Consider the following 23,243-nt stretch of genomic DNA (forward strand, 5'->3'; position numbering starts at 1 on the left):
GCGGCGTCGCCCTGACAGTGCTGGCGGGACTGCTGCTGAGTGCCTGCTCCTCGACCCCCGCACCGGGGTCCACCCCCACGCCCACCGTGTCGACGATCGTGATGAGCGGCTCCCGACTGGTCAGCCAGACCCCCGACGGGCAGACCGTGCAGACCGCGGTCTTGGACGACGGCCCCGACACGGCCATCGCCTTGCTCACGAACGCCTTCGGAACGTCGCCGATCCAAACCGAGATGACTCGGGACGAAGCCTGTGATGCGCCTTCGACCCACTATGTCTGGGACGACGCAATGCTCTCCGTGTCGTCCATCGGGTTCACGGTCAGGTTCAGCGGCCCCTCCGTAGCGGGGATAGCCCTTCGGAGCAGCGGTGGATTCGCGGTCGGCGACAATGCCCAGGCCTTCTTCGATGCGCTCCCGGAGGATCAGGCGCACGATGAATACAACGACGGTTCAGGACCCTTCGTCTACGACAAGGTGGCTGACGGTGCCCCCTGGGGTGAGGACGGCTCCGCCTTCGGCGGAGTGGCCCTGCTCCAGCCGGGCGGTGTCGTGAAGGCGATCGTCGCGCCGGACACGACGCGCGCCTTCTACTGCTGACGCCGGGCCACCGGCGCACCGGATAGGAAGCGGGACACGGGAGCGGCACACGAGAAAGCCCCACCTCGACGAGGTCGGGCTTTCTCGGTCAAGCGGATGCTGCTACGGGGCGGCGTACCCGGCTGCGGCCTCGGCCAGCAGGTCGGCTTCGGCCCAGGTCGCGAGGTTCGCGCGCAGCTTCACGCCGAGGTCGGCGTCGACGCTGGTCCAGTACGCGATGGCCCGCTCGGTCACCTCGGGGCGCTCCACCCCGCTGATCGCGCCGGTGATGGTGTCGAGGAAGCGCGCCTTTGCGGCGTCGTCGTAGACCTCGCGGTACAGCGTCCCGGCCTGGCCGAAGTCGCTGTCTTCGCTGCGCAGCTGCGCGGCGGCGCGCATGAGCTCACCGTCGTTCTCCCAGCTTCCGTCGGTTGCCGCCTGCGGGTCGGCCACCGGGCCGCCCAGCGAGTTCGGAGCGTAGTTCGGGGCATCCGTCGCATTGAAGTGATAGCGGGCGGCGCCATCCTGCGAGTAGTTGTTCACGGGGGACTTCGCTGCGTTGACCGGCAGCTGGCTGAAGTTCGTGCCAACACGGTAGCGCTGCGCGTCCGGGTAGGAGAAGATGCGCGCCATCAGCATCTTGTCGGGGCTCGCCGCGATGCCGGGCACGAAGTTCGCCGGGGAGAACGCGGCCTGCTCGATCTCAGCAAAGAAGTTCTCCGGGTTGCGGTTCAGGGTGTGCGTGCCGATTTTGACCAGCGGGTAGTCTGCGTGCGGCCACACCTTGGTGATGTCGAACGGGTTGAACCGGTAGGCCTTGGCGTCGTCGTACGGCATGATCTGCACCGAGACGTCCCAGGACGGGAAGTTTCCGGCATCGATGGCGTCGAAGAGGTCGCGCCGGTAGTAGTCGGCGTCGGCCCCGGCGATGAGCTCAGCCTCCGAGCCCTCCATCTCGATGTTGCCCTGGTTGGAGGTGAAGTGGTACTTGACCCAGAAGCGCTCACCGCCTGCGTTGATCCACTGGTAGGTGTGCGAGCCGAAGCCGGGCATCTCGCGCCAGGAGCGCGGCAGGCCGCGGTCGCCCATCAGGTAGGTAACCTGGTGCGCGGACTCCGGGGAGAGGGTCCAGAAGTCCCACTGCATGGTCGCGTCGCGCAGGCCGGATCCCGGCAGGCGCTTCTGCGAGTGGATGAAATCGGGGAACTTGATACCGTCGCGGATGAAAAACACCGGTGTGTTGTTGCCGACGATGTCGTAGTTGCCCTCGGAGGTGTAGAACTTCACCGAGAAGCCGCGCACGTCGCGCCAGGTGTCGGGGCTGCCCTGCTCGCCGGCGACGCTGGAGAAGCGCTGCAGGGTCTCGGTGGTCGCTCCCGGTTGGAAGAGCGCGGCGCGGGTATACGCGGAGACGTCTCCGGTCACCTCGAAGAGGCCGTGCGCTCCGCCGCCCTTGGCATGCACGATGCGCTCCGGAATGCGCTCGCGGTTGAACTGGGCGAGCTTCTCGACCAGGTAGACGTCGTGCAGGGCAGTGACTCCCTCGGTTCCAACGGTCAGGGAGTGCTCGTCGCTGGCGACGGGCGTTCCCGTCTGCGTGGTGGTGGGCTTGATTGTCATCGTGCTCCTTCGTTGGACAGCGGTGCAGGTGTGGAAAGCGCGGTAAGTGTGGCGGTCTGACAGGCGGGGCAGAGACCCCAGTAGGTGACCTCGGCGGTGTGCACGGTGAATCCGGAGGTGTTCGAGGGCGTTAGGCAGGGGGACGCACCCACGGCGCAGTCGACGTCGTGCACGGCGCTGCACCGGGTGCAGACAATGTGGTGGTGGTTGTCGCCGACCCGGCGTTCGAAGAGAGCCGGGGAGCCGGCCGGCTCGATCTTGCGGGCGATCCCTGCGCCGGTGAAGGCCGCGAGCACACCGTAGACCGCCTGCAGTGAGGTGCCCGGCAGCTCGGCTCGAACCGTGGCGTAGAGCCGCTCCGCGGTCGAGTGCGGGGCCTGGTCGAGAACACGCAGCACCGCTAAGCGGGGCCCGGTGACCTTGAGCCCAGACGCCCGGATGCTGTCGGCGAGCGGGCCGGACGCCTCAACCGCCCGCATCCGCCCTGTTTCCGTCATGCACCCCACGCTAACAGTTGTTTTGAATTACTCAAAACAATTGGCGACCACCGGGCGTGGCGCACGCGGGTTGCTCTGCGCGGATCACCGGCTCAGGACGGCGAGCCGAGTGCCGATTGGTAAACGTCGACGACCCGGGCCAGGAAGGCCTCGATGACCTCTCGTTCCTCATCAGAGAGATCCTGGGTGAGCGCCGCCACTCCCCCGATCACCGGAAGCAGTTGCTGGAACGCCCGCGAAACCGACTCCTGAGCCGGCACCACGACCACCTTTCGCCGATCCGACGAGTGCGGATGACGCTGGGCGTGCCCCAGGGCCACGAGCCGGTCGACCACGAGAGTGGTTGCCGCCGTGGAGATGTCCAGGCGGCGGGAGAGCTCGCCCGGGGTCAGCGACCCCTCCTGGATCAGGTGCTCCATCGCGGACAGGTCGGTGGCGTTCACCTCGAGCGCCTGCCCGACCTGGCGCTCGAAGGCGCGGGACAAGTGCACGATGTCGTGCAGCTGGAAGCCGATCCGGTCCGAAACCGGCAGACCGGACCCCCGACTTTCGCCGCCCCCTGGCGCGCCGACGACCCCGACCTCGGAGCCGGGAGCGAACTTGCGACGCTCTTCCATAGGAGCCATACTATTACCAATATTGCTAGGACGCCTAGCAATCAGGTTTCTTGGAGGAATTTTGCTCGCGATTCAGCGGTTCATCACCGGTCGACGCACGGCCTGGATCGTCCTGATCGCGACGATCGTCGCCGTCGGTCTGCTCTTCTCCCTCCTCCCCTCGGACGATTCCGAGGAGTTCCCCACCTCCGGGCTGCCCACGTCCAGCCAGGCCGCACAGGTCGATGCGCTCCTCGCCGAGTTCCCCTCCGCCGAGCAGACCTCAGCGATCGTGGTCTGGACCCGGGAGGGTGCCGACCTGACCCGGGCCGACATCGCGGCCATCGCCGAACGCGGCACCGCCCTCGCCGAGCAGTCGATCGTGCCGCAGGCCACCATGCCGCGGTTCAGCGATGACGGGCAGGCCGCGATCAGCATCGTTCCGCTGGACGCGGACGAGGCCAACGCCGACATCGGCGGGGCGGCCGCCGGCATCCGTGACGCCGCGTCCGACGCACTGCCGAGCGGCCTGAACGCCTATGTCACCGGCGCCGTCGGCTTTCAGTCCGACATCACCAACGCCTTCGCCGGTGCCGACTTCCGGCTGCTGCTCGTCACCGTGATCGTCGTCGCCGTGCTTCTGATCGTCACCTACCGCAGTCCCGTGCTCTGGATCGTTCCGCTCGTCGTCGTCGGCATCGCGGATGGCCTGTCCGGGGTCGTCGTCGGCGCCCTGGCCGAGCCGTTCGACATCACCCTCGATCCCTCCGTCGCCGGCATCCAGTCCGTGCTGGTCTTCGGCGCGGGCACCAATTACGCCCTGCTGCTCGTGGCCCGCTATCGCGAGGAGTTACTCCGCACCGATAACCGCAACGACGCCATGCTGGCCGCGGTGCGCGGTGCCGGCCCGGCCATCGCCGCCAGTGGCGGCACGGTCGCGCTCAGCCTGCTCACCCTGCTGTTCGCCGAGCTGTCCGGCAACCGCGCGCTCGGTTTCGCCTGCGCCATCGGTGTCGTCATCGCCATCACCTTCGCGCTGGTCGTGCTGCCGGCTGCCCTTGTGGTCTGCGGCCGCGGGCTGTTCTGGCCGTTCATCCCCCGCTTCGTGCCGGGCGCCGGCGCCGAGCTGCGTCCCGGCTTCTGGACCCGCCTCGGCCGGGGCGTAGAGCGCCATCCGATCGTGGTCACCGCGGCATCCGTCGCCGCGATCGGTGCCCTCAGCCTGGGCCTGATCGGCGCCTCCGTGGGTCTGTCGCAGGCCGACCAGCTCCTCGGCAAGCCCGAGTCGGTGCAGGCGCAGGCCATCGTGAAGGAATCCTTCTCGGCCGGCTTGACCAGCCAGACCATCGTGCTGGTACCGGATGCCGCGGCAGCCGAGGCCACGACGCGTGCCACCGACACGCCCGGCGTCGAGTCCGTGCTGGCCGGCGAGAGCGCGAACGGCCTGACCCGGCTGAACCTCTCCCTGTCCAGCGAGCCGGGCAGCGACGAAACCTTCTCCGTCATCGACACACTGCGCGGCACCTATGCCGAGTCCTCGGGCGACGTGTCCGAGGCACTGGTCGGCGGCAGCGACGCCACGGCGTTCGACAACAGGACGAGTGCGCAGGCCGACCAGGCCCTGATCATCCCGATGATCCTGGCGATCGTGTTCGCCATCCTCGCCCTGCTCCTGCGCTCCCTGGTGGCACCCGTTCTGCTGATCCTCAGCGTGCTGGCGACGTACTTCGCCAGCCTCGGTGCCTCCAACTGGATCTTCCAGAACCTGATGGGCTTCCCCGCCTTCAACACCAACGTGGTGCTCTTCGCGTTCCTCTTCCTGGTGGCCCTCGGGGTGGACTACAACATCTTCCTCACCACCCGAGCCCGGGAAGAGAGCATCCGGTTCGGCACGAAGGAGGGCATGGTGCGCGCCCTGTCGTCGACGGGCGCAGTCATCACGAGCGCCGGCATCCTGATCGCGGCGGTCTTCGCCGTGCTGGGCGTGCTGCCGGTCGTGGCTCTGACCCAGATCGGCGTCATCGTCTGCATCGGCGTGCTGCTCGACACGCTCGTGGTGCGCACCCTCGTGGTGCCGGCGCTGGTGTTCCTCACCGGCGACAGGTTCTGGTGGCCGTCCCGTCCGGCCGCGAAGGCCCCGCTGGTCTAGCGCACCGCGGGCGAGAATCCGTGTCGAACCCCGAACGAATTCGACGCCGCGCGCTCGGAATCACTCAGCGGGCGCACGGGAGTCCGAGGCCGCCGGCCTCGGGCGGCGTGCGGTGCTGCCACCGCAGCCTCCGTTCGAGCTGGGCACCGAGCGCCAGCAGCGTGGCCTCCCCACCCGGCCGGCCGATCAGCTGCACTCCCATCGGCAGTCCAGCCTCGGTTTCGGCAACGGGCAGCACGATCGCGGGCAGTCCGCTCACGTTGACCATGGACGTGAACGGGGTGTACTGCACCTGCTGGGCGAAGTTGCGCTCCCCGTCGACCGCGTCGTACCAGCCCAGCGGGCGCGGCGTGAGCGCGAGCGCCGGGGTCAGCACCGCGTCGAATCGGGACAACTGGCGGATGAACGACCGCTCGTAAGCCGACAGGGCCGCGAGCGCCTGAGCCAGATCCCGGGCTGACAGCTCCCGGCCGCGGTGCATCAGCCAGCGGGTGAGCGGCTCGAGCAGCTGCTCCTGCTCCGGGGTGTCGGCGGGGATGCCCGCAGCGCCGGCCTGCCAGATCGTGCGGAACGCCGGCACATAGCTGTCGTCGGGTTCGAGCGCCGTCTCCTCCAGGCCATGGCCCATATTCGCGAACCCGTCGACGGCCACCATCAGGGCCGCCAACGCCTCGGGAGCGATCTCGATCGGGTAGGCGTCATCCCAGGCGGAGGTTGTCATCACTCCGAGCTGGAACCGACCCTCGGCGCGCACGGCGGCGGCCAGCAGAGGTGCATCGTCGCCGGGGGGCCGGAGCGAGTACAGGTGCTGCGGATGCCCGCCTCGCGGCGCGATCATGGCGTCCAGCAGCAGGGCGGCATCCGCCACCGTCCGTGCCAGCGGTCCGGCCACGCTGAGACCGCCGAGCGCGTTGATCCCGGACGACGAGGGCACCCGGCCGCGCGACGGTTTCACGCCGACGAGACCGCAGGCTGCCGCGGGAATCCGCACCGAGCCGCCGCCGTCGGAGCCCGGAGCGAAGGGAAGCAGCCGGGCGGCGACGGCCACCGCCGCCCCGCCGCTGGAGCCGCCCGCGCCCCGGGAGCGGTCCCACGGGTTGCGCGCGGGCGGCCCGGCCAGTGTCTCGGTGTACGACGGCAGCCCGAACTCGGGCGTGCTGGTCTTGCCGAGGCTCACGCCGCCGGCCGCGTCCAGGGCGAGCACGAGATCGTCGGACTCGGCGGGCACGTAATCCTGCATCAGCCGCGATCCGAACCGGGTTGGCACGCCGGCGCGGCTCTGCAGGTCCTTGTCGGCGAAGGGCAGACCCCAGAGCGGCATGCTGCGCGGCATCAGCTGCTCGACGAAGCGGGCCCGCTCCCGCGCGGCATCCGTTGTCACGCTCACGAACGCGCCGAGGCCGGAGTCCTGCGCCTCGATCCGGCCCAGGTAGTGCTCGGTCAGCTCCGTGGGGCTGATCTCACCGCGCTGCAGCGCCTGCCATTGTTCGAGAGCGGTCAGTTCATGCGGAGCGGCCATCCCCCGAGCCTAGCCAGCCGGGATGCCGGGCAGCGGCGAGACGCTCAGGAGTGGGACAGCCCGGTCAGCAACGCCTGGAACGCCCGCGGCGCGGCGCGGAGAACGGATGCCGCCGCCCACGACCCGGCCCATGGCAGCAGCTGCGCGACGTTGATGATCTCGTACTGCACGAGCGACCCGGCCTGCTCCTCGGGCAGCACCTGGTACTCGCCGCGGTACCACCAGCCGCGCCGCAGCACGAGTCGACGTCGGTCCCGGTCGGTGTGCACGTTGCCCCCGCCGGCCGCCCCCGAGGCCATCGCCGTCACGAGCCGGTTGAACACGGCGTCGGGGCCGGCCTCGAGGTGTCCTGCGAACGAGCGCAACACGGTGTGGCGCTCGGGCAGGGTGGGCAGGGCATCGGTCATCCCTCGATTTTAGGCGTCCGCCGGCCGCAGTCTCGCCGCTTCGCCTATTTGAGGCTCTTCTGCAGGAGCACGGTGCCGAGCCAACGGTCGAACTTGAAGCCGACCTTGCCCATCCGGCCGATCTCCGCGAATCCGAAGTCGCGGTGCAGCTTGATCGATGCGTCGGCGCCCTGGTCGGCGACGACCGCGATGATTTCCTTGAGCCCGGCGGCCTGGGAGCGCTCGATGAGTTCGCCGAGCAGCATCCGGCCCAGTCCCTTGCCGGTGGAGGCCGCTCCGAGGTAGATCGAGTTCTCGACCGTGAACCGGTAGGCGCGTTTCTGCTTCCACGGGCCGACCAGGGCGTAACCGAGCAGCTGGCCGGCCGGGGAGACAGCCACGATGAACGGCATCCCGAGCTTGCCCAGATAGTAGAACTTGCTGCGCCACTCGGCCAGGGTCATCGGGTCAACGTCGAAGGTGACCGTGCTGTTGGCGACGTAGTAGTTGTAGACCTCCCGGATATACGGCAGATCGGTGATTTGGGCCTCACGCATGGTGAATCCGAACGGCGCCTCTTCCGCGGGCGTCGGTCGAAGGTGCCGGGGCAATTGCCGACGCGGCTGGTATTCCTCTTCAAGCACAGCTAACTCCTCCAGAGAGCTCCAGATTACCCGAGGGACCAGTCAACCGGGGCCGCCCCGGCGCGGCCGAGGTACTCGTTGGCCCGGCTGAACGGCTTCGACCCGAAAAATCCGCGCCTGGCCGACAGCGGGCTCGGATGAGCAGACTCGATCACCGGCGTGTCCCCGAGGAGCGGCCGCAGCGTGCCGGCATCCTTCCCCCACAGGATCGCCACGAGCGGCCGGTCCCGGGCGACGAGGGCACGGATGGCCTGCTCGGTCACGCTTTCCCAGCCGCGGCGCCGGTGCGACCCGGCCAGGCCGGCCTGCACGGTGAGTACGCGGTTGAGCAGCAGCACCCCCCGCCGCGACCACGGCGAGAGGTCTCCGGTGGCGGCGGTGACGCCCACGTCGTCGTGTAGCTCCCGGCAGATGTTCGCCAGGCTGCGCGGCAGCGGCCGCACGTGTGCCTCGGTCGCGAAGGCGAGCCCGATCGGATGTCCCCGGGTCGGGTATGGGTCCTGCCCGACGATGAGCACCCGCACGGCGTCGAACGGCTCGGCGAAGGCGCGGAAGACGTTCTCCGGGGCCGGTAGCCAGATACGGCCGGCCAGAGTCTCGGCGCGCAGGTGCTCGCCCATCCGGTCGATCTCCGACGCCACCGGCGCCAGCGCCTGGGCCCAGCCAAGATCGATGGCCCGGCTCTCGGTCAGCGCGGCGAGGGTGACGGGCATGATGCTCGGCTCAGGCCCCGAAGGTGCTCACGAGCACCCCGCCGTCGGCCTCGCTGACCCGCCAGACACTGCCGGCTCCGACGACGCTGAGCGCGCCCTCGCCGACGACCAGCGCGGTGTTCTCGTCGACGGCCAGGCCGCCGTCGATCAGGCCGGCCTCGGTAGCCGCGACCAGCCGGGACAGCGTGCCCCACTGGGCGGCGTGCACCTCCACGGTGACGTCGAGCAGCCCGATGCCTGGTTCGACGGTGATCTCGTCGAGCCCCTCGGCGGCGTGTTCGCCGCTGACCTCGACGCCGCCCATGCGCCAGCCGCCGATCAGGGCACGCTCGGCCGCGATCATCGCGCCGGCAGAGAATCCGAGATAGGGGATGCCGGCGGCCACCTGACGGCGGATCTCACCGAATATCGGGGCCACGGCGGCCAGGTAGGCGGGGGTGACTCCGCCGCCGACCAGGATTCCGTCGGCCTCGGACACCGCGGTCAGGGCGAAGACGTCGCCCGGGGCGACGACGGTGACCTTCGGCTCGAACTCGCCGGCCGCAGAGACGGCGGCGACCAGGTTCGCGGCGTGGTCGGCGGCGTCTTCGGCACGCACGACGAGGATCGCGATGCCTGGCTCCGCGCGGCCTGCAGCGACTCCGCGCGCCGTGGCCTCGGCCAGGAAGGGTCCGAAGACGGCCGCGTCTGTTCGGGGGTTCCAACCGCCGCCGACCAGGTGCACGCTCACAGCAGGGCGCCCCGGGCCACGAGGGGCAGGCTGGCGGCGAGCAGGCTCGCGACAGGCAGAGCGTCATCGAGCTGTGCGCCGCCCGGCAGGCTCGCACCGGTGAGGCTCTCCGCCACGGGCGGCAGGGAGGACCAGGGGAACACGATCCAGCGGTCCGTTTCACACCAGGTGAAATCGGGCACCAGCACGGTGCGAGGCTTCGTGTACAGGGTGGCGGTGCGCACCTCGCAGGCGGTTTCCCGCAGCAGCGCGACGACCATCGCGAGGGTGTGCCCGGAGTCGGAGACGTCGTCGACGAGCAGCACCCGCAGGCCGGTCAGCGAAGGCGCGTCGAGCATCGGTCCCGACAGGACCGGCACGGGCAGGCGCTCGTCGACGCCGGTGTAGAACTGCACGTTGATGCTGCCGCAGTTCTTGGTGCCCAGCGCATACGACATCGCGCCGGCGAGCAGCAGCCCGCCGCGGGCGATGGCGATCACGACATCCGGCTGGAAACCACTCGACAGCACCGCCTTCGACAGCTGGCGGGACGCATCCGCGAACACGTCCCAGCCCAGCACTTCCCGCTCAATTCCGGTCACATCACGTGCAGCGTCGTCCGCGTCGAATCCCATTTCCCAATGGTAGGTCACGGCGCGGTGACGGTGAGCTCAGGCCAGGTGTCGCTCCTCGTGGCCGTTATACAGCGAGAGCGGACGGATCAGGGCATTCGATGCGGTCTGCTCGATGATGTGCGCGGTCCAACCGGTCAGTCGCGCCGCGACGAAGATCGGCGTGAAAGTGAGGGTGTCGAATCCCATCAGGTTGTACGCCGGTCCCGACGGGTAGTCCAGGTTGGGCAGGATGCCGGTGCGCGTCGTCATCCCCGCCTCGAGGGATTCGTAGAGCTCCAGCAGGTCCGGCCGGTCATAATGCTCGACCAGGGTGACCAGCGCGGTGCGCATGGTCGGCACCCGCGAGTCCCCGTGCTTGTACACCCGGTGGCCGAAGCCCATCACCTTCCGCTTTGCGGCGAGGGTCTCGTTCAGCCACGTCTCGGCGCGCTCCCCGGCGCCCAAACCGAGCCCGATTTCGTCGAAAATGTGCATCACGGCCTCGTTCGCCCCGCCGTGCAGCGCGCCCTTGAGAGCGCCGATCGCTCCGGTGACCGCGGAGTGCAGGTCGGACAGGGTCGAGGTGATCACGCGGGCGGTGAACGTCGACGCGTTGAAGGAGTGCTCCGCATACATGATCATGGACACATCGAACGCGTTCACGACCACGAGTTCGGGCACCTCGCCGAACGTCATGAACAGGAAGTTGGCCGAGTAGCCGAGATCGCCGCGCGGTTCGATCAGCTCGAGGCCGTGGCGGCGGCGCTGGTCGTAGGCCACGATCGCCGGCATCTGGGCCCAAAGCCGCAGGCCCTTGGCACGGTTGGCCGCCGGCGACGCGTCGGCCGCATCGGGGTCGTTCGCGCCGATCAGGCTGACCGCCGTGCGCACGACGTCCATCGGGTGCGCCGTCGTCGGCAGCTCGTCGATGACGCGCTTCACCGCAGGAGTCAGGTGCCGGAGGGAGCGTTCCTGCTCCTCGAATTCGCCCAGCTCGACGTCGGTCGGCAACTCGCCGTGCCAGAGCAGGTAGGCCACCTCCTCGAAGCTCCTCTGTGCCGCGAGTTCCTGCACCGGGTAGCCCCGGTACAGCAGCGAGTTCGATTCGGGGTTGACCTTGGACACCTGCGTATGGTCGACCACGACGCCGGCGAGGCCCTTGTAAATGATCGGTTCGTTCTGACTCATGTCGCTCCCTTGCGTTGAGACTGGATCTGCGTGCGGGGCCGGGCTGCTACGAGGCAACATCCGGGTTGAGGGTGAAGTTGAAGACGCCGGAATCGAAGTGACTGTACGACTCGTAGTCGAGCAGCTCGTAGAGCCTCGCCCGGTGCTGCATCTCCGGCAGCAGGCCGGTCAGGGAGCCCTGCGCCTCGATGGTGTCGAGGCCGCGTTCGGCCGCCCCCATCGCGAGGCGCAGCAGGGACACCGGGAAGATGACGATGTTCATGCCGACATCCGCCAGCTGCTTGACCGTGTAGAGCTCGCCCTTGCCGAACTCGGTCATGTTCGCCAGCACCGGCACGTCCACGGCGGCGCGGATGGCCGCGAACTCGGCCAGCGATGCCATCGCCTCCGGAAAGATCGCGTCGGCCCCGGCGTCGACGAGCTTTTTCGCCCGGTCGACCGCGGCAGCCAGGCCGTCGACGGCACGGATGTCCGTGCGCGCCATGATCAGGAAGTTCGGGTCGCGCCGGGCGTCGACGGCCGCCCGGATGCGCTTGGCCGCCGTGTCGTCGTCGACGACCTGCTTTCCGTCGAGGTGACCGCAGCGTTTCGGATTGACCTGGTCCTCGATGTGCATGCCGGCCAGGCCGGCATCCTCGAGCGTCTGGATCGTGCGTCCCACGTTCATCGGCTCGCCGAAGCCGGTGTCGGCGTCCACGATCGTGGGCAGGTCGCTCATCCGGGCGATCTGCTGGCTCCGGCCGGCCACCTCGGTGAGAGTGGTCAGGCCGATGTCGGGCAGACCCAGGTCGGCCGAGAGCACCGCGCCGGAGATGTACACCCCTTCGAAGCCCTTTGCCGCGATCAGTCGGGCCGAGAGCGGGTTGAACGCACCGGGGAAGCGCAACAGCCGGCCGCTCGCCAGGTCCTCGCGGAACGCGGCCCGCTTGGCGGCAGGGGTGACGGTCGAGTACAACATCAGAAGATTCCGTTCGGGGTGGGAAGTGAGGCGAGCAACCCGTTACGGGCCACGATGGTGAGCTGGCCGAGCTCCCCGGCGCCAAGCCGCGGCAGGCGTTCGGCCGCGGCGAGGAAGCGCACGATCTCGCCCTCCTCGACCACGTCCGCCGCGAGGGTGCGGAACTTGTGCACGTATTCGTCCCGCCCGAACGGCTTCGCGCCGAGCGGATGGGCGTCGGCGACGGCGATCTCGTCGACGACCCGGCTGCCGTCGGTGAGCTCGATCTCGACTCGACCGCCGAAGGCCTTCTCGGCCGGGTCGAGCGAGTGGTACCGGCGGGTCCACTCGCTGTCCTCCGTCGTGGTCACCTTGTTCCAGAGGGCGATCGTGTCGGCCCGGCCGGCGCGTTCGGGCCGGTAGGAGTCGACGTGGTGCCAGCTGCCGTCCTGCAGGGCGACCGTGAAGATGTACGGGATGGAGTGGTCGAGGGTCTCCCGGCTGGCCGTGGGGTCGTACTTCTGCGGGTCGTTCGCGCCCGAGCCGATCACGTAGTGGGTGTGGTGGCTGGTGTGGATGACGACGGATACGACGTTGGCCGGATCGGACAGGGTCGGGTGCTCCCGGTGCAGCTTCCGGGCCAGGTCGATCCACGCCTGCGCCTGGTACTCCGCCGAGTGCTCCTTCGTGTAGCTGTCCAGGATGGCGCGCTTGGCTTCACCATTCGACGGCAGCGACACCTCATAGGCGGCATCCGGGCCGTCGAGCAGCCAGGCGATCACGCCGTCTTCCCCCTCGTAGATCGGGGTGGGGCTGGTTTCGCCGCGCATCGCGCGGTCGACCGCCTCCACCGCCATCTTGCCGGCGAAGGCCGGGGCGTGTGCCTTCCAGCTGGAGATCTCGCCCTTCCTGGACTGCCGGGTGGCCGTCGTGGTGTGCAGCGCCTGCCCCACCGCCTGGAAGATGGTCTCGGGGTCGAGCCCGAGCAGGGTGCCGATGCCGGCGGCCGCCGACGGGCCGAGGTGGGCCACGTGGTCGATCTTGTGCGCGTGCAGGCTGATGCCCTTGACCAGGTCGATCTGGATCTCGTAGCCCGTGGCGATGCCGCGCACGAGGTCGCGACCGGTCAATCCGCGGGCGGTGGCGAGGTGCTGGGCGACCGCGACGACCGGCGGGATGTTGTCGCCGGGGTGTGAGTACTCGGCCGCGAGGAACGTGTCGTGGTAGTCGAGCTCACGCACGGCGACCCCGTTGGCCCAGGCCGCCCACTCCGGTGACACCCGGCGGGAGCGCTGCTCACCGAACACGGTCGCCCCGACGCCGTTGAACGAACGCGGATGCGCGAGCGCCTGCGAGCGGGCCGCCACCACCGGGCGCCGGGTCAGCGACGCCGCGGCGACGGCGGCGTTGTCGATCACCCGGTTGACGATCATCTCGGTCACCTCGTCGCTCACCGCGACCGGGTCGGCGGCGCACAGGGCGATCTTCCAGGCCAGCTGGTCGGTGCGGGCAAGGTTCTCGTCGCTGCGGTGAACACGAACGTGGTGGAGCTGCACGGTGGATCCCTTCGATTGGTTCGATCGGTTCGAATAGTGCGGTCAGCGCGGTGGAGGTGATGGGTCGGCCGGAACGGCCGACGATCCCCGGAGGGTCGCGAGAACGCTGGTGAGGCTCTGGTGGAGGTGCACGTGCGTGGCGTGGGCGGCCAGCGACGAGTCACCCGCCAGAACGGCGTCCACGATGAGCAGGTGCTCGGCGGCGGCGCTTCGGAGCCGGTCCGGGTTGTCCCGGGCCAGGCGACGGATGCGGGCGAGGTGCGTGCGCACCCCGGCGAGCGCACCCACGAGGAAGGGGTTCGCCACGGCCACGTCAAGGGCCAGGTCGAACTCGTCGATCAGCTCGTAGTAGCGGCGTAGTCCCGCCTTGCCGTGCCGGAGCAGCTCCGGGGCCGCAAGGAACTGCGTGCGGAGAGCCTCGAAGACCGCCGGGTCGCGGCGCTCGGCGGCGATCCGGGCGGCGTGTTCCTCCAACGCCCGTCGCACCTCGTAGAGTTCCCCGATTCTGTCCACGCTCATCTCGGTGACCATGAACCCACGGCCGGTGCGGCCGGCCACCAGACCGTCGGCGATCAGCCGGGCGATCGCCGCGCGCAGAGGGGTGCGCGACACCCCGATCCGGGCGGCCTGCTCCACCTCGAGCAGCCCCGTGCCGGGCGCCAGGATGCCGTCGAGAATCTCGCCGCGCAGCTGCCGGTAGGCGCGTTCACTTGCGCGAACCGGAGCCGTGGTCCCCGTCGTTGGGGTTTCTGTATACACAAATCACATGTTATTCCCTTATTGCGGGATTTGTGCCAGACTTCACGAATTCAATGTATACATAGGAACTTCAACGGAGAGGTTCGAATGTCAGGGGAAGCATCGGCGGGGTATCACGACCTGTGGCAGAGAAGCATCGATGACGACACGCGTTCGGCGTTCTGGCTGCAGGCAGCCCGGGCAATCGACTGGACCGTGCCGCCGACGGTAGCGCTGGAGGAACGCTTCCCCGGTGCCTGGCGCTGGTTCCCGGACGGCGAACTCAACACCAGCTACAACGCGCTCGACCGCCACGTGCTTGCCGGACGCGGCGAACAGACGGCCGTCATCTACGACTCGGCGATGTCCGGAACCCGGGTGCGCCTGAGCTATCGCGAACTTCTGGGACGCGTCGAGCGCTTCGCCGGCGTGCTCCGCGCCAGCGGCGTCGGCCGGGGCGACCGGGTGATCGTCTACCTGCCGATGATCCCGGAAGCCATCGTCGCCATGCTGGCGTGTGCCCGCATCGGCGCCATCCACTCCGTCGTCTTCGGCGGCTTCGCCGCCAGCGAGCTCGCCGTGCGGATCGACGATGCGCGACCGTCCGTGATCGTGACCGCCTCCGGCGGCCTCGAACCGGGCCGGGCAGTCGAATACCTGCCTCTGGTCGAACGCGCCCTCGCTCGCAGCAAGGGCTCGGTGCACACCGTCATCGTGCGCGACCGGGAGATGGTCCCCGGCTGCGCCGCCGACTACGCCGGCACCAGCGACGTGGCCTGGCTGGACTGGGCCCACGAGGAGAACGAGGCCTCCCCGGCCGCGCCGATCAGCCTTCGCTCCGACGACCCGCTCTACATCCTGTACACCTCAGGGACGACCGGCAATCCGAAGGGGATCGTCCGCGACAACGGCGGCCACGCCGTGGCGCTGGCCTGGTCGATGGCCAATATCTACAACGTCAAGCCCGGCGACGTCTTCTGGGCGGCCTCTGACGTCGGCTGGGTGGTCGGCCACTCCTACATCGTCTATGCCCCGCTGCTGGTCGGCGCCACCACGGTCATCTATGAGGGCAAACCGGTCGGCACCCCGGATGCCGGGGCGTTCTGGCGCGTGGTGGAGGACTACCAGGTGTCAGTCCTGTTCACGGCGCCCACGGCCATCCGTGCCATCCGCCGCGTCGACCCTGACCTGGTCGAACTGGCGGGGCACGACATCCGCAGCCTGCACGGGCTGTTCCTGGCCGGCGAACGCCTCGACCCGGAGACATACCACTGGGCCAATGACGGGCTGCACTGCCCGGTGGTCGATCACTGGTGGCAGACCGAGACCGGCTGGGCGATCTGCGCGAACCCGCGGGGCATCGCCGACATCCCGACGAGACCGGGCTCGGCCACGTTCCCGGTGCCCGGCTACGACATCGCCATCCTCGACTCCCAGGGCAAGCCGGTCGCGAAGGCCGGCAAGGACGGCAACATCGCCATCCGCCTCCCGCTGCCGCCCGGCACCCTGCTCGGGATCTGGGGCAGCGAAGACCGCTTCGAACGCTCCTACCTGTCGGCTTTCCCCGGCTTCTACGCCACCGGAGATTCAGGCCACTTCGACGAGGACGGCTACCTCTATGTGATGGGCCGCACCGACGACGTGATCAACGTCGCCGGGCACCGACTGTCCACCGGCTCGCTCGAGGAGGTGCTCACCCTGCACCCCGCGGTCGCCGAGTGCGCGGTGCTCGGCGTGCGCGACGCGCTCAAGGGGCAGCGCGCGGCCGGCTTCGTCACGCTCAAGGCCGGGGCCACGATCGACCACGACACTCTCGGCGCAGAGCTCATCGCGCTGGTGCGGGAGCACGTCGGGCCGGTGGCCGCGTTCCGAGACGTGACCATCCTGGACAGGCTGCCGAAGACCCGGTCGGGGAAGATCCTGCGCAAGACCATCCGGCAGATCGTCGATGGCGAACCCTACACCGTGCCGCCGACGATCGAGGATCCCACGGTTCTCGACGCCCTCAAGCAGGCCGTGCATGGAGTCGGCCCGAACGCCTGAAGCACCAGTCGACCCCCACAGATCACCCCAGCACCATCCCACACAGTCACATCCCTTCACCGGAGCAAAGGAGCCCGCATGGCGGAATCACTGAAAGACAAACTCCCGGACGGAGTAAAACCGTCCACCATCGACTACATCGCGTATGAGAAGACGCCGAAGTTCATCCAGCTGAAGAAGCAGCGCCGCGGGTTCGTGCTGCCGCTGGCCGCCTTCTTCTTCATCTGGTACTTCGCCTTCGTGCTCGTCGCGGCCTACCTGCCCGACGTGATGGCAATCCCGGTCTTCGGCAAGTTCAACCTCGGACTGGTGCTCGGCCTCGGCCAGTTCGTCACCACCTTCGCCATCACCATGTGGTACGTGTCGTACTCGAACCGCCGTCTCGACCCCCTCGGGGCCGAGCTGCGTGCCGAGCTTGAGGAGATGGACAAGAAATGATCGCAACCAGCATTCTGCAGTCCCTGCCGGGCCGCCTGGCCCAAGCCGTCGAACCCGCGGAAAACAACCCCGTGCTGAACATCTCGATCTTCCTCGCCTTCGTGGCGGTCACCCTGATCGTCGTCATTCGCGCCGGGCGCAACAACAAGACCGCGGCCGACTACTACACCGGCGGCCGGTCCTTCACCGGCCCGCAGAACGGATTCGCCATCGCCGGCGACTACCTCTCCGCGGCGTCGTTCCTCGGCATCGTCGGGGCGATCGCGGTCAGCGGTTACGACGGCTTCCTGTACTCGATCGGCTTCCTCGTGGCCTGGCTCGTCGCCCTGCTGCTGGTGGCCGAGCTCATGCGCAACACCGGCAAGTACACCATGGCGGATGTGCTCTCCTTCCGCCTGCGTCAGGGTCCCGTGCGCGTGGCCGCGGCGACGACCACCCTTGCCGTCTGCTTCTTCTACCTCCTCGCCCAGATGGCCGGAGCCGGCGGCCTCGTGTCGCTGCTCCTGGGCATCGACGACAAGGTCGGGCAGTCCGTCGTGGTCACCGTGGTCGGCGGCCTGATGATCATGTACGTGCTCATCGGTGGCATGAAGGGCACCACCTGGGTGCAGATCATCAAGGCGTTCCTGCTCATCATCGGCGCCTTCGCGATGACCGTCTGGGTGCTGGCCATCAACGGCTTCAACTTCTCGGCGCTTCTCGACTCGGCCATCGCCGCCTCGACGAGTGTGCCGGCCGACGCCATCCTGGTGCCCGGCCTGAAATACGGCGAGAACCCGCTCGACTTCGTCTCGCTCGCCATCGCTCTGGTGCTCGGCACCGCGGGCCTGCCGCACGTGTTGATGCGCTTCTACACGGTGCCCAGCGCCAAGGAAGCCCGTCGCTCGGTCGTCTGGGCGATCTGGCTGATCGGTGCGTTCTATCTGTTCACGCTGGTGCTCGGCTTCGGTGCCGCCGCGCTCGTCGGAGCAGATGTCATCCTCGCCGCTCCCGGCGGAGTGAACTCGGCCGCGCCGCTGCTGTCCCTCGCGCTCGGCGGACCGCTGCTGCTCGGCTTCATCTCGGCCATTGCGTTTGCCACGATCCTGGCCGTGGTGGCCGGGATCACGATCACCGCCGCGACCTCCTTCGCTCACGACATCTACATGAGCGTGATCAAGAAGGGCAAGGGTGACCCCGACGCCGAGGTCAAGGTCGCACGTCGTACCGTCGTCATCATCGGCATCCTCTCGATCGCCGGCGGCATCGGCGTGCAGGGGCAGAACATCGCCTTCCTGGTGGCCCTGGCCTTCGCCGTCGCGGCGAGCGCCAACCTGCCGACCATCCTGTACTCGCTCTTCTGGCGCGGCTTCACCACCCGCGGCGCCGTGTGGAGCATGTACGGCGGCCTTGCGGTCACCGTCGGTCTGATCATCTTCTCGCCGGTCTTCTCCGGCACGGAGACGTCGATGTTCGGTGCAAACGTCGACTTCGCCTGGTTCCCTCTGAGCAACCCCGGCATCATCTCCATCCCGATCGGGTTCTTCCTGGGCTGGCTCGGCTCGGTCACCAGCACCCGCAAGGAAGACCCGCTGCTGGCCGCGGAAATGTCCGTGCGGTCCATGACCGGCTTCGGCGCCGAGAAGGCCTCCGAGCACTGATCGAAACCGTACGACCCGCATGACCACCACTCCCCCCGGCTGCACCCCAGCCGGGGGGAGTAGTGTCGTCCGCGGGCTAGAGGGCCAGACCATCCGCCTGTGCCGAGCCTTTGACGCACGACTGGAGAAGATTCTCAATGAAAGCTGCACGTTTCCACGGCCAGAAAGATGTCCGCATTGAAAACATCAAAGAGCCGGAGACCCGCAGCGGCACAGTGAAGATCGCAGTCGCCTGGTGCGGCATCTGCGGCACCGACCTGCACGAGTATCTCGACGGCCCGATCTTCATCTCGGCGCCCGGCCACCCGCATCCGCTTTCGCATGAATCCCTCCCGGTCACGATGGGGCACGAGTTCTCCGGCACCATCGAGGAGGTCGGCGACGGCGTGGAGGGCCTCACGGTCGGCGACAACGTCGTCGTGGAACCGTACTTCGTCTGCAACGAGTGCCCGCCCTGCAAGGCCGGCAACTACCACCTCTGCGAGAAGATGGGCTTCATCGGACTCGCCGGCGGCGGCGGCGGCCTGAGCGAGAAGGTCGTCGTCGACCAGCGCTGGGTGCACCCGATCGGAGACCTCCCCCTCGACGAGGCCGCGCTGATCGAGCCACTGTCGGTCGCGCACCACGCCGTGGTCCGCAGCGGCGCGAAGGCCGGCGACGTCGCCCTCATCGGCGGCGCCGGGCCCATCGGCCTGCTGACGGCGGCCATCCTCAAGGGGATCGGCGTGACCACGATCATGAGCGAGCTCAGCACTGCCCGCAAGGAGAAGTCCCTCTCGAGCGGCGCCGCCGACTACGTCGTCGACCCGACCACCGAGAACGTCAAGGCCCGCGTGCTCGAGCTCACCGGCGGCGTCGGCGCGGATGTCGCGTTCGAGTGCGCCGGCGTCAACATCGTGCTCGACACGCTGCTCGACGCGCTGCGCCCCGCCGGCGTGCTGGTCAACGTCTCCATCTGGGGACACCCGGCCACGGTGGACATGCAGAAGATCGTGCTCAAGGAGATCGACCTGCGCGGCACCATCGCCTACGCGCGCGACCACGAGGAGACCATCTCACTGGTGACGAGCGGCAAGATCGACCTCAAGCCGTTCATCACCGGCCGGATCGCGCTCGACGACCTCATCAGCGAGGGCTTCGACACCCTGATCAACCACAACGACACCGCTGTGAAGATCCTGGTCCACCCCTAGGCAGAACGCTTGACTGCGTCAGTCTTTGGGTGCCAGCGGCCCCCGCGCGACTCGTGTGGGGGCCGCCTGCGCGACCGGCTTGATCACGATCAGGTCCAGGTTGACGTGGGCCGGGCGTTCGACGCTCGACACGATCGTCTCGGCAATATCTTCGGCGGTGAGCGGATTCGGCACCCCGGCGTAGGCCGCGGCGGCCTTCTCCGCATCACCGTTGAAGCGCACCAGCCCGAATTCCTCGGTCTGCACCATCCCGGGGGCAACCTCGATCACCCGGATCGGCTCGCCATTCAATTCCAGGCGCAAGACTTCCATCAGGGCGTGCGCAGCGAACTTCGCCGCGTTATACCCTCCACCTCCGAGGTAGGCGACATGACCCGCAATGGACGTGACCGTGACGATGTCGGCGCCGCCGCCCTCCGCCCGGATCCCGGCCCGCAGCAAGGGCAGCACGGCGCTCGTGACCCGCTTGACCGCGAGCACGTTGATCTCGAACATCCAGGCCCAGTCCTCGACCTTCGAGTCCTCGACGGTGTCCAGCCCCACCGCGCCGCCCGCGTTGTTGACCAGTGCGTGCACCGGCCCGGACGCCGCAAGATAGTCGCGCAGCGCGTCCACGTCGGCCTGCCGGGTGAGGTCGGCCGTGAAGACCTGCGCCCCGGTCTCCGCCTGCAGCGTCGCGAGGCGGTCGGCGCGACGAGCCACCCCCACCACATCCCAGCCCCGCTGGCGGAACAGGCGCACGGTGGCGGCACCGATCCCCGAACTCGCACCGGTCACAACGACTCTTTTTGTACCCATGGCTCCATTCTGGTCGGAGAAGCAGCATGATGAGCCCACGCGCCACCGGAATACTGCACGTGCAGAAACGACGCGTGCCGCTCTGGGACAATGCGCGCTGGATCGCGATCGCCCTGGTTGTGCTCGGGCACGCCATCCTGAAACTCATCGCCGAGTCGGATGTCGCCTACGAGTTCTATCTGTTCGTCTACGCCTTCCACGTTCCGCTGTTCGTCGCCGTCAGCGGGTACTTCGCCCGGTCGGGCCCGCTCGGCACCCGCCAGCTGCATCGCCTGGTCACCGACATCGTGCTCCCCTACGTGATCTTCGAGACGATCTGGACAGTCGTGCACTGGCTACTCGGCGGCGAATTCCGCCTGGACTACTCGTCCCCCTCCTGGACCCTGTGGTTCCTGATCGCCCTCCTGGCCTGGCGCCTCGCCCTGCCCTTCCTCGTGCTGCTGCGCCATCCGCTGCTGATCAGTGTGATCATCTCCGTCGGCGCCGGGTACTTCGCGTCGATCGACAGCACCTTCGCGCTGTCGCGCACGCTCGGGTTGCTGCCGTTCTTCGTCTTCGGCTGGCAGTTACGCCAGTGGAAGGTCACCGACCGCTGGCTGGGGCTGCACGCCGCCGCGGTGTGGCGCTGGCGGATCGGCGCGGTCACCCTGTTCACGGCACTGCTGGGCGTGATCGTGGCGAACATCGACGCCCTTCGTGAGGCGCAGGTGCGCCAGTTCCTGCTCTACGACGAGTCCTACCCGGCGTTCGGCTACGACCAGCTCTGGGCCGGCGGCATCCGTCTGGGTCTGCTGCTGCTCGCGTTCGCCCTTATCGTGGCATTCCTGGTGCTCGTGCCCCGGCGACGGCTCTGGTTCACACCCTACGGCGCGGCCACGATGTACATCTACCTGCTGCACAGTTTCGTGCTGTTCCCCCTGCGCGAGCGCGGGGTGCTCGGCGGACCACAGCCGGGCTGGGTGCTGCCCGCGATGATCGGGTTCAGCGTGCTGATCTCCATCGCCCTCTCGCAGCGGATCGTGCGTCGGGTGTTCCGCCCGCTGATCGAGCCGCGCGCCCGCTGGCTGTTCCGCAAGAAGGCGCGCACCGACACCGGCACGATCGTGCTTCCGCACCTCGACGCGCCTGCCGGGACGCTCGCCGCCGAGCCTCCCGTGGAGCCGCCCGCCGAGCCTCCCGCAGACGCGCCGCCCGCAGACCCTGCCGCCGGAACGCCGCGCTGACCGCTTCGTGACGCTGTGTTGCGGTGTCCGTTGCCAGCTCGACAACCCCCTGCCTAGAATCGCTGGCAGAGCGCTGGAAGGTCCACGCTCGTCGAGGATCACCCGGGAGATCACTTCATGAGCGACAACGCTGCAGACTGGAAGTTCGAAACCAAGCAGGTGCACTCCGGTGCCCAGCCCGACCCGACCACCAATGCCAGGGCCACCCCGATCTACCAGACCACGTCCTACGTGTTCGACAACGCCCAGCACGCGCAGAACCTGTTCGCATTGGCCGAATTCGGCAACATCTACACCCGGATCATGAACCCGACCCAGGCCGTCGTCGAAGAGCGCGTCGCCGCCCTCGAAGGGGGCACCGCAGCCCTGCTCCTGGCCTCGGGCCAGGCCGCCTCCACGTTCGCGGTGCTGAACATCGCCCAGGCCGGCGACCACATCGTCTCGTCGAGTTCGATCTACGGCGGAACTTACAACCTGTTCAAGTACACGCTGGCCAAGCTGGGCATCGAGACGACCTTCGTCGAGAACCAGGACGACCCCGAAGAGTGGCGCCGGGCGCTGCGCCCCAACACCAAGCTCTTCTTCGCCGAGACCATCGGCAACCCCAAGATCAATGTGCTCGACATCCGTCTCGTGGCCGATGTGGCGCACGCCGGCGGGGTGCCGCTCATCGTCGACAGCACCATCGCCACCCCCTACCTGATCCGCCCGTTCGAGCACGGCGCGGACATCGTCGTCCACTCGGCGACCAAGTTCCTCGGCGGCCACGGTGCCGTCATCGGCGGCGTCATCGTCGACGGCGGAACGTTCGCATGGTCCAAGAACGTGGAGAAGTTTCCCGGCCTCACCGAGCCGGACCCGTCCTACCACGGGGTCAGTTACACGGGCGCGGTCGGCGACGGCATCGCCTACATCATCAAGGCGCGCGTGCAGCTGCTGCGCGACCTCGGATCCGCGATCGCCCCGGCGAGCGCCTGGCAGCTCATCCAGGGCATCGAGACTCTCAGCCTGCGCATCGAACGCCACGTGCAGAACGCCCAGGACATCGCGGAGTGGCTCGAGAACCACCCCGACATCGCCTCGGTCAACTACGCCGGTCTGCCGTCGAGCCCCTGGTACGCCGCCGCGAATACCTACGCGCCCCGCGGTGTCGGCGCCGTGCTGTCCTTCGAGTTGAAGGGCGGAGTGGATGCCGGCCGCGCTCTCGTCGACAACCTTTCCCTGTTCAGCCACCTGGCCAACATCGGCGACGTGCGGTCACTCGTCATCCACCCGGCCTCGACCACGCACGCGCAGCTCACCCCGGAGCAGCAGCTCACGGCCGGTGTGACGCCGGGCCTGGTGCGCCTCTCCGTCGGCATCGAGAACATCGCCGATCTGAAGGCCGACCTCGAGACCGGCCTGGCGGCCGCCCGCGCGGTTGTGCAGGCATCCCGCGCCAACGCCTGACACGTCCAGCCGCTG

Annotated in this window: 22 protein-coding genes; 8 read left to right on the forward strand and 14 right to left on the reverse strand. The window is 68.5% G+C overall.

The genetic code is table 11. The features are described from left to right. The first annotated feature begins 17 nt into the window (after positions 1-17). Complete coding sequence (locus tag E3O22_RS05345) at positions 18-599, forward strand: hypothetical protein (RefSeq protein ID WP_134395966.1); 582 nt, start codon at positions 18-20, stop codon at positions 597-599. A 102-nt stretch (positions 600-701) separates the two neighbouring features. Here E3O22_RS05345 and E3O22_RS05350 read toward each other — a convergent pair whose 3' ends face one another. From E3O22_RS05350 to E3O22_RS05360, 3 genes are all read right to left on the reverse strand, one after another. Next, complete coding sequence (locus tag E3O22_RS05350) at positions 702-2,198, reverse strand: catalase (protein WP_134395967.1); 1,497 nt, start codon at positions 2,196-2,198, stop codon at positions 702-704. Then, entirely contained in the window at positions 2,195-2,695 is a 501-nt protein-coding gene (locus E3O22_RS05355) for a Fur family transcriptional regulator (RefSeq protein WP_241973268.1), read from the reverse strand. Before E3O22_RS05355 ends, E3O22_RS05350 begins: the two co-directional genes overlap by 4 nt. 92 nt (positions 2,696-2,787) lie before the next feature. Beyond that, positions 2,788-3,312 carry a MarR family winged helix-turn-helix transcriptional regulator gene (locus E3O22_RS05360; RefSeq protein ID WP_241976528.1) on the reverse strand — a complete coding sequence of 175 codons (525 nt, stop codon included), beginning with the start codon at positions 3,310-3,312 and terminating at the stop codon, positions 2,788-2,790. A gap of 61 nt (positions 3,313-3,373) precedes the next feature. Here E3O22_RS05360 and E3O22_RS05365 point away from each other — a divergent pair, with 61 nt between their 5' ends. Then, the gene (locus E3O22_RS05365; RefSeq protein ID WP_134395968.1) at positions 3,374-5,440 is read left to right on the forward strand and encodes an MMPL family transporter; all 2,067 of its coding nucleotides are present in this window, start codon (positions 3,374-3,376) and stop codon (positions 5,438-5,440) included. Positions 5,441-5,504: 64 nt separating this feature from the next. Here the strand turns inward: E3O22_RS05365 and E3O22_RS05370 are convergent, their stop codons facing one another. The 10 genes from E3O22_RS05370 to E3O22_RS05415 are packed head-to-tail and all read right to left on the reverse strand — an operon-like array spanning position 5,505 to position 14,465. Beyond that, a complete protein-coding gene (locus tag E3O22_RS05370) occupies positions 5,505-6,959 on the reverse strand; it encodes an amidase (protein ID WP_134395969.1) in 1,455 nt (484 codons plus the stop codon). A 44-nt stretch (positions 6,960-7,003) separates the two neighbouring features. Beyond that, on the reverse strand, positions 7,004-7,366 hold the full coding sequence (locus E3O22_RS05375) for a hypothetical protein (RefSeq protein ID WP_134395970.1): 363 nt from the start codon (positions 7,364-7,366) through the stop codon (positions 7,004-7,006). A 44-nt stretch (positions 7,367-7,410) separates the two neighbouring features. Continuing rightward, a complete protein-coding gene (locus E3O22_RS05380) occupies positions 7,411-7,989 on the reverse strand; it encodes a GNAT family N-acetyltransferase (protein WP_174720098.1) in 579 nt (192 codons plus the stop codon). A 26-nt stretch (positions 7,990-8,015) separates the two neighbouring features. Continuing rightward, positions 8,016-8,702 (reverse strand): uracil-DNA glycosylase, encoded by a 687-nt coding sequence (locus E3O22_RS05385; RefSeq protein WP_134395971.1) that lies wholly within the window; start codon positions 8,700-8,702, stop codon positions 8,016-8,018. Between the two features lie 10 nt (positions 8,703-8,712). Beyond that, complete coding sequence (locus E3O22_RS05390; protein ID WP_134395972.1) at positions 8,713-9,432, reverse strand: Type 1 glutamine amidotransferase-like domain-containing protein; 720 nt, start codon at positions 9,430-9,432, stop codon at positions 8,713-8,715. After that, entirely contained in the window at positions 9,429-10,046 is a 618-nt protein-coding gene (locus tag E3O22_RS05395; RefSeq protein WP_104170202.1) for a phosphoribosyltransferase, read from the reverse strand. The genes E3O22_RS05390 and E3O22_RS05395 overlap by 4 nt, the downstream gene beginning before the upstream one ends. Before the next feature lie 36 nt (positions 10,047-10,082). After that, positions 10,083-11,213 (reverse strand): bifunctional 2-methylcitrate synthase/citrate synthase, encoded by a 1,131-nt coding sequence (locus E3O22_RS05400; RefSeq protein ID WP_134395973.1) that lies wholly within the window; start codon positions 11,211-11,213, stop codon positions 10,083-10,085. A 46-nt stretch (positions 11,214-11,259) separates the two neighbouring features. Further along, a complete protein-coding gene (prpB, locus tag E3O22_RS05405) occupies positions 11,260-12,171 on the reverse strand; it encodes a methylisocitrate lyase (RefSeq protein WP_134395974.1) in 912 nt (303 codons plus the stop codon). Then, complete coding sequence (locus E3O22_RS05410; RefSeq protein ID WP_134395975.1) at positions 12,171-13,706, reverse strand: MmgE/PrpD family protein; 1,536 nt, start codon at positions 13,704-13,706, stop codon at positions 12,171-12,173. The genes prpB and E3O22_RS05410 overlap by 1 nt, the downstream gene beginning before the upstream one ends. A 42-nt stretch (positions 13,707-13,748) precedes the next feature. Beyond that, positions 13,749-14,465: a GntR family transcriptional regulator gene (locus E3O22_RS05415; protein WP_134395976.1), complete on the reverse strand. Its 717-nt coding sequence runs from the start codon at positions 14,463-14,465 to the stop codon at positions 13,749-13,751. A gap of 87 nt (positions 14,466-14,552) precedes the next feature. Between E3O22_RS05415 and E3O22_RS05420 the strand changes: the two genes are divergently transcribed. The 4 genes from E3O22_RS05420 to E3O22_RS05435 all read left to right on the forward strand — a co-directional run bounded on the left by E3O22_RS05420 (position 14,553) and on the right by E3O22_RS05435 (position 19,758). After that, positions 14,553-16,487 (forward strand): AMP-binding protein, encoded by a 1,935-nt coding sequence (locus E3O22_RS05420; RefSeq protein ID WP_134395977.1) that lies wholly within the window; start codon positions 14,553-14,555, stop codon positions 16,485-16,487. Positions 16,488-16,565: 78 nt separating this feature from the next. Beyond that, positions 16,566-16,925, forward strand: a complete 360-nt coding sequence (locus E3O22_RS05425) for a DUF485 domain-containing protein (protein WP_104099874.1) — start codon at positions 16,566-16,568, stop codon at positions 16,923-16,925. After that, a complete protein-coding gene (locus tag E3O22_RS05430) occupies positions 16,922-18,565 on the forward strand; it encodes a cation acetate symporter (protein ID WP_134395978.1) in 1,644 nt (547 codons plus the stop codon). The genes E3O22_RS05425 and E3O22_RS05430 overlap by 4 nt, the downstream gene beginning before the upstream one ends. Before the next feature lie 137 nt (positions 18,566-18,702). After that, on the forward strand, positions 18,703-19,758 hold the full coding sequence (locus E3O22_RS05435) for a 2,3-butanediol dehydrogenase (RefSeq protein WP_134395979.1): 1,056 nt from the start codon (positions 18,703-18,705) through the stop codon (positions 19,756-19,758). An 18-nt stretch (positions 19,759-19,776) separates the two neighbouring features. Here E3O22_RS05435 and E3O22_RS05440 read toward each other — a convergent pair whose 3' ends face one another. After that, positions 19,777-20,556, reverse strand: coding sequence for an SDR family oxidoreductase (locus E3O22_RS05440; RefSeq protein ID WP_134395980.1), 780 nt, complete (start codon positions 20,554-20,556; stop codon positions 19,777-19,779). A 26-nt stretch (positions 20,557-20,582) separates the two neighbouring features. On the opposite strand from E3O22_RS05440, the gene E3O22_RS05445 reads away from it, so the two are divergent. Continuing rightward, entirely contained in the window at positions 20,583-21,779 is a 1,197-nt protein-coding gene (locus E3O22_RS05445; RefSeq protein ID WP_134395981.1) for an acyltransferase family protein, read from the forward strand. A 117-nt stretch (positions 21,780-21,896) separates the two neighbouring features. Next, entirely contained in the window at positions 21,897-23,228 is a 1,332-nt protein-coding gene (locus E3O22_RS05450; protein ID WP_134395982.1) for a bifunctional o-acetylhomoserine/o-acetylserine sulfhydrylase, read from the forward strand. Positions 23,229-23,243 lie beyond the last annotated feature (15 nt).

The organism is Cryobacterium sp. TMT2-18-2, from assembly GCF_004402245.1.
Taxonomy (GTDB): Bacteria; Actinomycetota; Actinomycetes; order Actinomycetales; family Microbacteriaceae; genus Cryobacterium; species Cryobacterium sandaracinum.